Genomic DNA, 13,863 nt, shown 5'->3' on the forward strand with positions numbered 1-13,863 from the left:
ATCATCCGGTTTTGAAAGTCCTAAAATCGTAGGAGCCGATGCCAATTACTACAATCGCGCCCTGTGGATTATCCATCAACAAGGTGATAATTTTATCATCGAAAATCAAGAAACCAAGCGGTATTTGTTCTCAGATGGAGAACCCATTAAAGGAGATCGAGGAGCCGAGGGAGGCTGGAAAGCATCATCCGGTTTTGAAAGTCCTACAGTCGTAGGAGCCGATGCCAATTACTACAATCGTGCCCTGTGGATTATCTACAAAAGTGGTGATAATTTTATCATCGAAAATCAAGAAACCAAGCGGTATCTGTTCTCAGATGGAGAACCGATTAAAGGAGATCGAGGAGCCGAGGGAGGCTGGAAAGCATCATCCGGTTTTGAAAGTCCTACAGTCGTAGGAGCGGATGCCAATTACTACAATCGCGCCCTTTGGAAAATTACCGTGCAATAGGGCTAGAATCGGCGTTAAATTATTGTCGGATAATCGGCAAATTTCGAGACGCTAAAACCGTTGATTAATTCAAAAAAAATTTTTCTGAATCTGATAGGACTGGAGTTTAGATTCACTGACCTCAAACGGGTTGTTCCTTGAAATCGACTGAGTTTTCAATTCTTATTCGTCTAAACTCCAGTTTTCAATTAAAAAATTAAATCAAATGTCTCAAAGCATTCACCCGATCTGAATAACTTCTCATCACTTCTAAAGCAAACATCGGAGTTTGTTGCACTGCAAACATAAAACGTTCTTTATCTAAAATTGCTAGGACACAATCCGTTTTCGCCGTAGCCGTTGAACGTCGAGTATGATCCGGATTAACAATTGCCCCCTCTCCAAACACATCTCCCGCTTTAAGGGTTTCGGCTTGTTTTCCATCAATAATAAACTGCACTTCCCCTTCAATAATACCGTACATTAAATGACCGGGTTCACCTTGTTTAAAGATCACCTCTCCGGCTGAAACTGTATTAGGTTCACAGTTCTTTTTGAAAATCATCACCGTTTGTAAGGGTTCTAGCATCATTTTAAAGTCCTAAATAATTTGTAATTTTTGTGATTAAATCTTGTCAGAAGAAGGCAGTCAAGCCGCTCATAAAATAACTTTGAATCTGCCTTCAACTGTAAGCTGAAACCCCACTTAAGAGCCAGTTGTCAACAATTGATTGGGATCAACTTTGAAACTCGCTTTAGCTTGAATATAGTCCTCTAGTTTCACGGGAACCGCTTGGACATTCCAAATATCTTGACAATATTCTCGAATAGCGCGATCGCTGGAAAACTTACCCATACGAGCAGTATTGAGAATCGACATCCTTGTCCAATTGTCCCAATCGCGATAAGCTTCACTGACCCGATCTTGACAGTCAATATAAGACTGATAATCGGCCAGCAACATATATTCATCGTGATATAACAGTGAGTCTACCAGAGGTTTGAACAGGTTGGAATCTTCGGGAGAAAAATAACCAGATGAAATTTGATCAATAACTTCTCGCAACGCCGGATTAGAACTGTAAAACTCCCAAGGATTATAGCCTTCAGACTTCATTTGGGAGACTTCATCCGTTTTCAAACCAAATAGGAAAAAGTTATCTTCCCCAACTTCTTGACGAATTTCTACATTCGCCCCATCAAGGGTTCCAATGGTTAAAGATCCGTTAAGAGAAAACTTCATATTTCCCGTACCCGAAGCTTCTTTCCCGGCAGTTGAAATTTGTTCGGATAAATCCGCCGCTGGATAAACAGGTTGAGAGTTTGTCACATTATAGTCGGGGATAAACACCACTTTCAAACGTCCCCGGACATCCGAATCATTATTAACCACTTCCCCAACCGAATTAATCAGTTTAATAATCAACTTTGCCATGAAATAACTCGGTGCCGCTTTTCCCCCAAAAATAAATGTGCGGGGAACAACATCGAGATTGGGATTGTTCTTAATGCGGTTATAAAGCGTGATAATGTGGAGAACATTCAAATGTTGACGTTTGTATTCATGAATCCGCTTCACCTGAATATCAAACATTGAATTGTTGGGATCAACCGTTATCCCACAGCGTTTTTCAATACGATCAGCTAACCGACTTTTAACCTGTTGCTTCATCTTTCGCCAAGCTTCTCGGAAGCTAGGATGATCAGCAAAAGGTTCTAACTTTCGCAGTTCATCCAAATGAGTCATCCAACGATCTCCAATTTTTGAAGTAATTAACTCGGTTAATTCAGGATTCGATAAAATCATCCAGCGACGGGGAGTAATACCATTGGTTTTGGCACTAAATTTCTGCGGCCAAAGTTCATAAAACCCTCGCAATATATTTTTTTGCAGTAACTCTGTATGTAATTGAGCAACCCCATTAATCGCATGAGAACCCACACAGGCTAAATGCGCCATGCGAACGTATTTTTCACCCCGATCATCAATTAAAGAAAAGTCAGATAATTTACCGGGATCATTAGGATAGCGAGTGCGAATCTCATCCAAGAATCGACGATTAATTTCGTAGATAATTTCTAAATGACGAGGAAGTAGAGAACCAAATAAACTCAAAGACCATTTTTCTAGAGCTTCTGGTAATAAAGTATGGTTAGTATAAGCAAAGGTTTTTTGAGTAATTTCCCAAGCGGGTTCCCATTCATAATCATGCACATCGATCAACAATCGCATTAATTCCGCGACACCAACAGAAGGATGAGTATCATTGAGTTGAGCGGCAAATTTTTCTCCAAAGTTGTCTAAACTATTTTCTTGGAGTAGATGAATGCGAATCATATCTTGTAAGGAACAGGAGACAAAAAAGAACTGCTGTTCTAAACGCAGTTGCTTTCCTTGCATCGGTTCATCGTTGGGATAGAGAACTTTAGTAATATTTTCGGAGTAGGTTTTTTGGTTAACAGCACCGTAGTAATCTCCAACATTAAAAGCTTGGAAATTAAAAGATTCTGGGGCTTCTGCTTTCCAGAGACGCAGCGTATTGGCGGTATTGGTTTTGTAACCTAAAATTGGAGTATCGTAGGGAACCCCTTTGATAATGCGATCCGGAATCCAACGCACCCGATAACGATTGTTTTCATCATAATAATATTCTGTATAACCCCCTAATCCAATTTCTACTGTAGCTTCAGTCCGAGGAATTTCCCAAGGATTACCATAACGCAACCATTTATCGGTGATTTCAACTTGCCAACCTTCGCAAATTTCCTGATCAAAAATGCCAAATTCATAGCGAATTCCATAACCAATGGCAGGAATATCAAGAGTGGCTAATGAATCCATATAACAGGCGGCGAGTCGTCCTAAACCGCCATTTCCTAAACCTGGTTCTTCTTCTTGTTCGATTAAATCATCTAAATTTAATCCACATTCTTCTACAGCTTGACGAACTTGATCAACAATGTCTAAATTAATTAAATTTTTGCCTAAATGGGGGCCAACGAGATATTCTGCGGAGAAATAACAGACGATTTTAACATCTTGTTTGAGATAGGTTTGTTGGGAGCTTAACCACCGTCGTAATAAGCGATCGCGAATTGTATAAGCTAACGCCATGTAAAAATCATTTTTGGTGGCAATTTCAGAAAATTTTCCCAGAATATAAAAGAGGTTGTCGGAAAATGCTCGTTTGAGGGTTTCAACATCAACTCCGGTGCGATCATCTTCAATTTGAATTTGGTTTCCGTTGGGTAGATTTTGGTTCATGGTTTGTTTTGGCAGTTTTTAGCGGTTAAGAGAATTAGTCTAAAAGCCTGAATGGATATCTACACACAAACAAAGCGATCGGTTGCTTTCAGGAATGGTATTTTAAAGACTGCTAACTCTTTAGATTCTTCCTGTGTACAAATTACCGATCGCGTTTGATCATCAAAACAGAATTTCCTGACCTCAAGAAATCATCAGGATTGCTACTCTAATTAAGTAAGGTTTTAAGAAGCTAACCTAAAAGCTGCTCCCAAACCTGCTGCCATTTCTGCGGGTGTGATTTGACCGTCTTTGTTTTCATCGAGGGCATCAAAAACGGCATCTGTTCCCGCCCATTCTTCCCGGGTAATAAAGCCATCGCCATCGAGATCGTAGATGCGGAAAAGTTCAGCCGCCGCCTGAGAAACGGGGCTTTCATTTTCAATCCGAGTCAGTCGCTCGGCTAACAGTTGTTCTAAGGCTTCTAACGCTTTAGAAAAGCCTTTAATCCCTTCTTCTAACTTTTCGGCTGCCATCCGATCTTCGCTGTGCATCCGGTCAAAGGTTTCCTTGTCTATCGAGATTTTTTCTATCTCCATGTCCTCGACTTTTTCCGGATCGAGTTTGCGAGGAAGGTCGGCACTTGTTGCACTCAACTCCTCTAAAAGTTTGGGAGAAATGGTCAGCAAATCACATCCGGCTAACTCTGTAATTTCGCCCAGACTCCGGAAACTTGCACCCATGACTTCGGTTTCATAACCAAACTTCTTGTAGTAGTTATAAATCGTCGTCACGGACACTACACCGGGGTCTTCTGCTGCGGGATAGGATTCTCGTCCGGTTTCTTTTTTGTACCAGTCTAAAATCCGACCGACAAAAGGAGAAATCAGCGTTATTCCCCCTTCGGCACAGGCGATCGCTTGATGAAGACCAAACAAGAGGGTTAAATTGCAGTGAATTCCCTCTTTTTCGAGAACTTCTGCGGCTCTAATTCCTTCCCAAGTTGAAGCGATTTTAATTAAAATGCGATCGCGGGAAATTCCGGCGGCTTCGTATTGGGCAATCAGTTCACGGCCTTGAGCAATGGTCGCATCTGTATCGTAGGATAACCGTGCATCGACTTCGGTTGAGACTCGTCCGGGAATAATTTCTAAAATCTTCAGTCCGAAGGCTACCGCCAGTCGCTTAAACGCCAGAGTTGCTACATCTGACGGGGCAGCTTCTGTACCTAGCTCTTGACGTGCCTTTTTGAGTGTATCATCGACAATTTCCTGATATTCACTCATCTGAGCCGCAGCCGTTATCAGAGATGGGTTTGTGGTCGCATCTCGCGGCTTAAAGAGTTCTATCGCTTTGATGTCTCCTGTATCTGCAACAACAACGGTCACTTCACGTAACTGCTCTAGCAACGTTTTCGCCATATTTCGCTCCTGTGAAGTCTATTTTTCAAAGCACAATCTGATGATACTATCAACCCTTGACAGATGTGGTTAAGAAAACGTTAGATTCTGAGATTTGAGACGTTTAACCTTGTTTGTTAGCATAAATAGATCATCATTACAGTATCAATTGCTCCTCTCTCTGAAATTATTGTCGCTTTAAATCCGAGAATTATAGAGGTTCTGTTTCAAATTTATTTCTCTCGATAGATGCTTACTCCGTACAATTGTGTAATTGAAGTCTAAACCTCTAGTCAATTAACAGTCTATCTCCGATCCAGTTGCCCCCTCAACTCTTTGGAAATATTTTACATTTGTTCAAGTTATAATCCTTTAACCCAATTTCTAAGGATGTGGCATTAAAGAAGTTTTATAGCGCAATAACAGCACCATTAATCACCGCCGTATCAAAGCCAAATAAAAAACCCCCTAAAGCAGCAACCCCTGCAATTAAAATTACAAAGGTTGTGTTAGGATTTGACGGAACAAGATTTTCGGGTTGGGGAGTCATAGATTTAGGTCAGATACATCTGGCTGTTTTTCATTTAAAAAATTGAAGTTAAAGGCAGCCATTAGCCGCCTTATTCAAAAGCTGTAGAGGTCAAAAATCAGGTTAATTGAGCCGCACATAAAGCCGCACCAATTAACCCCACTTTAGGGTTGAGAACAATATAAACGGGGACTTTTTCCATGAGGGGACTAATCCGACCTTTGGAAGTAAAAGCTTTCATAAAAATGCCTTTTTCCATCAGTGCTAAATTTTTTGCGGCAATTCCTCCAGCAATATAAAGCCCGCCATAGGGCAATAGTTTTAACGCTAAATTTCCGGCTTCAGTTCCATAGGCATCAACAAACATTTGCATCGTTTGTTCGCAGAGATAATCTTCTCCCATTGCAGCGGCTTTAGACACCTCAGCCCCCAGATCAATCGTTTTTTCCGTGTGACCGATTTCTTGTTTCCATTTCTTAAAAACTTCAGTCATCTGTGGTGTTTCTAAAGAAGAATTGTGATCGCGCAGAAACTGATAAATCGCAGCAATTCCCATCCCGGAAATAATCCGTTCGGCTGAAACTCGGGTGATATTTTGGAGTTCTCGCACATAGCTTAACAGTTGAAATTCAAGTTCAGAACGGGGAGCAAAATCAACGTGTCCGCCTTCGGTTGAAAACACAGAATAACCGTTAACGGTGGGAATCACAAAGCCTTCTCCAAGTCCAGTACCCGCCCCAATCACCCCAATCGGTGCAGTGGCATCGGGTTCGCCTGCTTGTAGGGTGTGTAAGTCGTCTTCAGTTAAACCCACAACCCCATAACCAATGGCAGCAAAATCATTAATTAGTTTAACTCTAGAGAGATTTAATTCTTGTTCGAGGGTATTGGCATCGAGAAACCAGCTTAGATTGGTAAGATTGCAGGTATTATTAACAACTGGCCCGGCAATTCCAAAACAGCCTTTTTCGGGACTGTATTTTTGGCCCAAGCTTTTTTCAGCACTGTCCAAAAACTCGATAACGATGGGAATGAGGTCACTATAGGCTTGAGAGGAGTAACTGTCTTCGTATAGGGTTGTGAGTAAAGGCAAGGGTTTTAGAGACTCGCTGGGTTCGGCTTTAACAAGGCGGAGAATGGTTTTGGTGCCGCCAATGTCTCCAGCTAGCAAAATGGTCATGGTTAAAATACTCCTATTTTCTATAACACGGTTAGTTTATCAAACTGTCTCCGAATTCTAGGCAGATGTGGGGTTTTGGTCTAGTATCTCCGGGTTGAGTTTTAGAAACCCGATTTCTGAGGCGGACGTCCACACTGCGATCGCAAACCGAGTTTCTAGGGTGAATGTCTGAATTTTACAGGGTATCCACGCGATCCCAATTGGTGTTGATCGGTTCGGTGGAATTTGTACCTGATCCGAGAGAATTTGCCATCAATACAACAATCAACATAAATACCAAAAAACTAATCAACCGATCAATCGGATCGAGAAGTATTTCTTTTCGAGTTTTTTGACCGCAAAAGTTACAATATATCCAATCTCCCCGTTCTTCCCGGGCGCAGGGTAGAGATTGTAAATTTTTCATTTCTTTGTAAGGGCATACCATCATAATAACCTCTTTTGGGGTATAGAATTCACTAATTTTTTGAGTATCTTTATCGGACAAAAATTCGCCCGTAAACGTTTGGAAGAGTGGCAGCGAAGTTAATTAATCAGTTGGAATCATCAACATCACGTTATTGGTGATAATTTCCACTGCGATCGCACTTTCGCCCAAAGCTTTTCCCATCAAATAAGACTGCTGCAAAGTGGCGGTTAAATGTTGCTGTAAAACATCCAACGTTGCGTAAGATTTCACTAAAATAATCGGTTCGGGACACCAGCAATTATTTCGGTCATCAAACCAATTTCCATCAGATAAAGAAGCGTTAAAACCGCCAAAGGGTTCAATCAGTTGATGAATGTGGGGTTTGGCGTCTGAAAACTTAGAAGCCGGAACATGAAAAACAACCGAACAGCCCAAAGTATTAACGGGTATTTTTGACTTGGCGATCGCATTTTGTACCATCGGATGCAACGTTCCATTACTGGGAGAGTTGAAGGTTAGGTTGGCGAGGATATCTTTAATCTGTTCCATGATTGGGTTTTTAATTCGACAACCCAAGCATCGCAGAGGTTTCAGGGATTTGTCAGGAGGATGTTTGGGTAAGATTGTAAAGTTACCCTTTCTTACCCTCTCCGATGAAAAGGCACAGCCCCCTAAATCCCCTGCCCCCAAACCCCCAACATTGGGGGCTTTGAGTAATGGAGGACTTTGAACTCCAGTTTCCCCCAAAATTGGGGGGCTAGGGGGGCGCAGAATTGGCTAAGAAAGGGATATCATGGGGATAAGGGTGAGTAAGAGTGACTGAAAATGACCCCATCCCGCAAACCTCGAAGTATTGCAGCAACTCCTGAAGGTATCCAGAAACTTAAGGATGCTCGGAAAGAAAAAGGCTTGACAAATCAAACAATTTCGGATGAGACATATAAAAAATATGGTAATGCGGGTATTAGTGAAGCTTCAGTTAACAACTTTATTACCAAAAAAAAACCAGTCCAACCCGAGAGCGTCATAAAAATAATTGAAGTATTAGGACTAAAACCTGAAGATATTGTCGCTCTAGAAGAATGGCAGATTGTAACGGGTGAAGTCAAGCGTCATAAAAATTCAAAAAATAAACCAATTAACTGGCACGAAATTTGTCAAAAACAAGCAACACAGCGCCAAAAAATTACAACCAATTCCCTAACGTTTAAAGATGGCATTAACCACAGCAGAGAACAGCTTTATGTTCCTTTGGGTTTGGTGGAACGCAAGAAACGGGAACGGCGAACCGATGAACTTTTCCCAGAAAAAGGTTCGCAAATGTACGCCCCAGAAACCTATGAAGTGACCCAAACTTACGCCCAAAAACGGTTTTTTGAGGAGGTGATTCAACAGGGGAAAAGCAACTGTCAAGGGAAACGGTTGGCGGTAATTGGAGAACCGGGGGCGGGAAAAACTACGCTGTTGCAAGAACTTGAACAGTGGGTGTTAGATCGGACTGATTTGATTCCGGTTTGGGTGTCTTTGGCGAGTTTGGGCGAGAAAACTTTAGAGGACTATTTGCTGAACAATTGGCTAAAAGAGGTTTTGGAGTTAATACAAGTTACCCCGGAAGATATGGAAGCACTCAAACAGTTATTTGAGGAGAAAAAAGTCTGGTTGCTGTTGGATGGGGCGGATGAAATGTCGGGGCGATCGCAAAACGTTCTTAAGGATATCGCCTCTCAAATTAACGGCTGGCTGGCTTCTGCGAAGGTAATTCTCACCTGTCGGCTGAATGTTTGGGATGGGGAGAAAAACGCCTTAGACGCCTTTGATACCTATCGAACTCTCGAATTTAGTTATCCCGAACAAGTTCATTTATTTATTGAGAATTGGTTTGATCCCCCCCAGCCCCCCTTTTTAAGGGGGGAGAATGGAGAGAATGGGGAGAATGGGGAGAGTTTGGCTGTTGAATTGAAGCGACAACTGGAAGAACCGAATCAAAGCCGAATTCGAGATTTAATTAAAAATCCCCTGCGGTTAGCGTTATTGTGTCGAACTTGGCAACGACGTCGGGGAAATTTACCGGAAACTCAAGCCGAATTGTATGGGCGATTTGTGGAAGATTTATACATCTGGAAACGGGATGAATTTCCGACAACTTCCCAACAGCGAAAACGACTCAATCAAGGGTTGGGAGAGTTGGCGTTAAGGGCGATAGAGGGGGAAAAATCTCGCTTTCGTCTGACTCATGGTTTTGTTTGTCAGGTGTTGGGAGAACCGGATACAGAATTACACCATTTGGCGTTGGAGTTGGGATGGTTGAACCGGGTGGGCGTCGCCGCAGAAAACCCCGATGAACCGGTTTATGCGTTTTATCATCCGACGTTTGAGGAGTATTTTGCGGCGTTGACGGTGGAGAATTGGGATTATTTTTTACCCAAAGATCATGTTAATTTTCCAGTTGAGGGAAAGAAATATCGCATTTTTGAGTCGCAGTGGAAGCAGGTAATTTTGTTGTGGTTGGGGCGTGAGGATGTTGGGGATGATCGAAAAGAGGAGTTTATTCAGAAGTTAGTTGAGTTTGAGGATGGCTGTGGAGAGTGGAATTTTGAGAAAGTAGATAGAGGATTTTATGAATATCAAGCCTATTTTCTAGCTGCTGCTGCGATTAATGAATTTAAAGCTTGTTCCCTGGCGTCTGAGATTGTTCGGCAGGTGGTAAAGTGGGGATTTGGTTATTTCAATATTGAAAAGCAGGAATGGCAAACCTTTTTAAACCCAATCGAAGAAGGGGCGAGGGAGACAATACCGGAAACCATTCGACAAATGGCTATTTCCGAACTAATTAACATTCTGGAACATTGTCCAGATGAAAATACCCGGAGGGAGATGGCAGAGTGTTTATGGAAAATCGACCCCGGCAACCCAGAGGCGATCGCAGCGTTGGTCAAAGTGATCGCCAATACTGAGGATGAATGGACCCGGAATGAGGCGGTAGAGAGTTTAGAGAAAATCGGACAAGGCAACCTCAAGGCGATCGCGGGGTTGGTCAATGTTATCGCCACTACTGAGTCTGACTTTACCCGGAGGCAGGCGATAGAGAGTTTAGGGGAAATCGATCCAGGAAATCCTGAAGCGATCGCGGGGTTGGTCAATGTTATCGACACTACAGAGGATGAATGGACCCGGAGGCGGGCGATAGAGAGTTTAGGGAAAATCGGACAAGGCAACCCCGAGGCGATCGCGGGGTTGGTCAATGTTATCGACACTACAGAGGATGAATGGACCCGGAGGCGGGCGATAGAGAGTTTAGGGAAAATCGGACAAGGCAACCCCGAGGCGATCGCAGCGTTGGTCAATGTTATCGCCACTACAGAGGATGAATGGACCCGGAGGCGGGCGATAGAGAGTTTAGGGGAAATCGATCCAGGAAATCCTGAAGCGATCGCGGGGTTGGTCAATGTTATCGCCACTACAGAGGATGAATGGACCCGGAGGCGGGCGATAGAGAGTTTAGGGAAAATCGGACAAGGCAACCCCGAGGCGATCGCAGCGTTGGTCAATGTTATCGCCACTACAGAGGATGAATGGACCCGGGGGCAGGCGACAGGGAGTTTATGGGAAATTGGACAAGGCAACCCAGTGGCGATCGCGGGGTTAGTCAAGGTTATCGCCACCACTAAGAATGAATCTATCCGGAGGTGGTTGGCGGTAGTGAGTTTAGGGAAAATCCTCGCCACAAGCCAACAATATGCAGGTGTCGTCTCCGCCTTAAAAGACTGCCTCAGCGATGAAATTTACCAAAACAACTTTGACCGATTCTATGAAACCTACAAAGTCATCTGGAACTGTGCCGAAAACCTACCCTATCCCCAATTTTATCAAGCATGGCATCATCCTGTTCAAATGACTCATCCAGAAGTAGAAGATAATACCCCAGTGGGCGAAAATGCAACGGTTAAAAGCTTAGAAAATCTAGTTACAGACCTTTGTATTCAACTGCAAAATCGGCCGATTTATTGCCTCGATGCCGAGATATTAGAAACCGAAACCGACACGGGCGAAATCGCTCAAACCCTCTGCGAATTAATTTGGAAACAAGCCCTTCCCAACCAACAGTATCCCGAAGTTTCCAACGCCGCCCAACTCCGCCGCCACCTCAACCAACTTCAACTCAAACTCAATCAACCCCAAGCCCTTCTCCTGACCAACTGCGAACACCCCACCCCAGAATTAACCGCATTTTGCCACAAACTGACCAACACCATCGCGATCGCCTTCCTCACCGACGAACCCCTAAAAACCCCGTTAAAAGGCTTTCCGCCCAACCAACCCAACCTGTTATCGGCGATCATAACTTGGTTAGAGGAGATTTAAGCAACTGGGTTTAGTGTGATAACCTTTGCGTCTGACCCAAGATTCAATGAATAAACTCAGTTTCTGACTCTTAACTTAATCATCTCCACTCTCCCTTGACTTAGGACAGACTTCAAACGCTAATTGTGACCCATAGAAACAAACATCAAACTCAGAAAAAAAGTTAGTTCGTCCTAAAAGAATTGGAATATTATTGAGCCTCGTCCAAGCAAAAGCTAACTGCACTGGATTAAACTCTCCTACTGTGGCTAAAACCAATAATCCTTTTGCTTCAGCGCTTGCTAAATTACCCGCTAAATTTACAGAAAATTGCTGATCTTCCCAAAAGGGAACGATTTTGATAACTGAGGGTGAAAGGCAGATACGGAACATTGGCTAAAATACCAGACTCATCTCGTTTAGTCTGAAAAGGATATCGCCTAGCGTTCAACATTTTGAGGATGCTTCTGTTCGGTTTCTAGTAACTGCATGAGTTGTTCGGCTGCACCATGAGATGTATGCACTGCACCAATAATTTCTGCGGCTTCATTACCGATGCTAATTCCTTCTTCTTTCGCCAATTCAGCCGTTAAAAACTGTATGATTTGGAACTTTTCAGAACGAGATAACTGTCGCAGTTGCGCCAATAATTCGGGATTTGACATAAAACGACCTTGAAATCATTTTTTTATGTTACCACAACCTCTTGCTGACGAACTGCGAACATCCCACCCCGGAACTCATCACTTTCAAAAAGCTAAGAAACTGGGTTTCTGAAATAGGTTTGGTTGGTTGGCAGAGATTTTCAGAGAAACTAGGTTTCTCAACCTCAGAGGAATTCTCCTTAAAAATAGAGGATGAGCATTGCCCATCCTACAACTTTAAGCCTTAGAAAAATCCTGAAAAATTAGGCAGTTACCGGACGAGAAAAAGCTGTTTTTCCAGCATATTTAGCTTTGCTTCCGAGTTCTTCTTCGATGCGAAGCAGTTGGTTATATTTTGCTAAACGTTCACCGCGACAAGGAGCGCCTGTTTTGATTTGTCCTGAAGCCGTAGCAACTGATAAATCAGCGATAAAATCATCCGGTGTTTCCCCAGAACGATGACTGACCATAAAGGTATAACCCGCAGCGCGAGAGTCACTAATTGCGGCTAAAGTTTCGGTAACAGAACCAATTTGATTCACTTTCACCAGGGTACTATTTCCCACACCATCGGCGATCGCTTTTTTAATAATCGCGGGGTTCGTAACAAAGGCATCATCACCGACAAGCTGTACCCGACTGCCGAGTTTTGTCGTCATTTGTTGCCAACCTTCCCAGTCTTGTTCACCCAAACCATCTTCAATGGAAACAATCGGAAATTGATTCATCCAACTTTCCCAGATTTCGATCATTTCGGTGGAACTTTTCTTGCTATTATCCGATTTGTAGAATAAATAACTACCATCATCTTGATACAATTCACTGGTTGCCGGATCGAGAGCGATCGCTACATCATCGCCAGGTTTGAGTCCTGCTTTTTCAATCCCTGCTAAAATGACTTCAATCGCTTCGATATTCGCTTTTAAATTTGGGGCAAAACCGCCTTCATCTCCAACGTTGCTGTTATAGCCTTTTTGCTTGAGAATTGACTTGAGTGCGTGATAAACTTCCGCCCCCATGCGTAAAGATTCGCGGAAAGTCGGCGCACCAACCGGGACGATCATATATTCTTGAAAGTCTACGCTGTTATCAGCATGAGCGCCCCCGTTAATAATATTGAAGCAAGGAGCGGGTAATAGGTGAGCATCTGCGCCGCCCAAATATTGATAAAGGGGTTGTCCTTTCGCGATCGCTGCCGCCCGTGCAACGGCCATTGAGACCCCTAAAATCGCATTGGCGCCCAGTGTGGATTTATTCTCGGTACCATCGAGTTCGAGCATTTTATTATCAATAGCAGCTTGATCGGCTCCATCCATGCCTTTGAGGGCGTCGGCGATAGTGGTATTAACATTCTCAACCGCCTTGAGAACCCCTTTACCGCCATAACGTTGTTTGTCACCATCACGCAATTCAATCGCTTCTCGAATGCCTGTCGAAGCCCCAGACGGTACACCTGCTCGGCCTTTGCTGCCATCAGCCAGGGTAACATCAACTTCTACAGTCGGGTTTCCGCGAGAGTCTAAAATTTCTCGACCGTGAACGGTTTGAATGGTGGTATCCATAATTGTATTGTTTCCTCTATGTCAACTGAGAACGTGCAATTTTTCAGGTCAGAAGCTTTATTTTAGGGCAGCCAACTCTCAATACTCCGGTTCATCAAGGCAATTTTAAGGTTTCCAACCCCAA

12 protein-coding genes are annotated in these 13,863 nt (G+C 43.3%); 2 read left to right on the forward strand and 10 right to left on the reverse strand.

The features are described from left to right. Positions 1–451, forward strand: a 451-nt coding sequence (locus M595_RS19340) for a hypothetical protein (protein WP_023068121.1), incomplete at its 5' end; no start/stop codon positions are given. A gap of 196 nt (positions 452–647) precedes the next feature. Here the strand turns inward: M595_RS19340 and M595_RS19345 are convergent. The 7 genes from M595_RS19345 to M595_RS19370 form a co-directional block, all read right to left on the reverse strand. Further along, positions 648–1,022, reverse strand: coding sequence for a cyclic nucleotide-binding domain-containing protein (locus tag M595_RS19345; protein ID WP_338041661.1), 375 nt, complete (start codon positions 1,020–1,022; stop codon positions 648–650). A gap of 114 nt (positions 1,023–1,136) precedes the next feature. Beyond that, a complete protein-coding gene (locus M595_RS19350) occupies positions 1,137–3,695 on the reverse strand; it encodes a glycogen/starch/alpha-glucan phosphorylase (protein ID WP_023068120.1) in 2,559 nt (852 codons plus the stop codon). A gap of 224 nt (positions 3,696–3,919) precedes the next feature. Beyond that, a complete protein-coding gene (locus M595_RS19355) occupies positions 3,920–5,095 on the reverse strand; it encodes a transaldolase (RefSeq protein WP_023068130.1) in 1,176 nt (391 codons plus the stop codon). A gap of 388 nt (positions 5,096–5,483) precedes the next feature. After that, a complete protein-coding gene (locus tag M595_RS31590) occupies positions 5,484–5,624 on the reverse strand; it encodes a hypothetical protein (protein WP_023068137.1) in 141 nt (46 codons plus the stop codon). 97 nt (positions 5,625–5,721) lie between these two features. Further along, the gene (locus tag M595_RS19360) at positions 5,722–6,783 is read right to left on the reverse strand and encodes a glucokinase (protein ID WP_023068110.1); all 1,062 of its coding nucleotides are present in this window, start codon (positions 6,781–6,783) and stop codon (positions 5,722–5,724) included. Positions 6,784–6,958: 175 nt separating this feature from the next. Further along, the gene (locus M595_RS19365) at positions 6,959–7,213 is read right to left on the reverse strand and encodes a hypothetical protein (RefSeq protein ID WP_238987110.1); all 255 of its coding nucleotides are present in this window, start codon (positions 7,211–7,213) and stop codon (positions 6,959–6,961) included. A 99-nt stretch (positions 7,214–7,312) separates the two neighbouring features. Next, positions 7,313–7,939: a hypothetical protein gene (locus tag M595_RS19370; RefSeq protein ID WP_023068124.1), complete on the reverse strand. Its 627-nt coding sequence runs from the start codon at positions 7,937–7,939 to the stop codon at positions 7,313–7,315. Positions 7,940–8,017: 78 nt separating this feature from the next. Here M595_RS19370 and M595_RS19380 point away from each other — a divergent pair, with 78 nt between their 5' ends. Continuing rightward, positions 8,018–11,554 carry a HEAT repeat domain-containing protein gene (locus tag M595_RS19380; RefSeq protein WP_023068115.1) on the forward strand — a complete coding sequence of 1,179 codons (3,537 nt, stop codon included), beginning with the start codon at positions 8,018–8,020 and terminating at the stop codon, positions 11,552–11,554. A 75-nt stretch (positions 11,555–11,629) separates the two neighbouring features. Here M595_RS19380 and M595_RS19385 read toward each other — a convergent pair whose 3' ends face one another. The 3 genes from M595_RS19385 to eno form a co-directional block, all read right to left on the reverse strand. Further along, the gene (locus tag M595_RS19385) at positions 11,630–11,926 is read right to left on the reverse strand and encodes a hypothetical protein (protein WP_023068129.1); all 297 of its coding nucleotides are present in this window, start codon (positions 11,924–11,926) and stop codon (positions 11,630–11,632) included. A gap of 47 nt (positions 11,927–11,973) precedes the next feature. Continuing rightward, positions 11,974–12,198, reverse strand: coding sequence for a hypothetical protein (locus M595_RS19390; RefSeq protein ID WP_023068104.1), 225 nt, complete (start codon positions 12,196–12,198; stop codon positions 11,974–11,976). Positions 12,199–12,440: 242 nt separating this feature from the next. Continuing rightward, the gene (eno, locus tag M595_RS19395; RefSeq protein WP_023068116.1) at positions 12,441–13,739 is read right to left on the reverse strand and encodes a phosphopyruvate hydratase; all 1,299 of its coding nucleotides are present in this window, start codon (positions 13,737–13,739) and stop codon (positions 12,441–12,443) included. Positions 13,740–13,863 lie beyond the last annotated feature (124 nt).

It is taken from the genome of Lyngbya aestuarii BL J (assembly GCF_000478195.2).
In the GTDB taxonomy this organism is placed as follows: domain Bacteria; phylum Cyanobacteriota; class Cyanobacteriia; order Cyanobacteriales; family Microcoleaceae; genus Capilliphycus; species Capilliphycus aestuarii.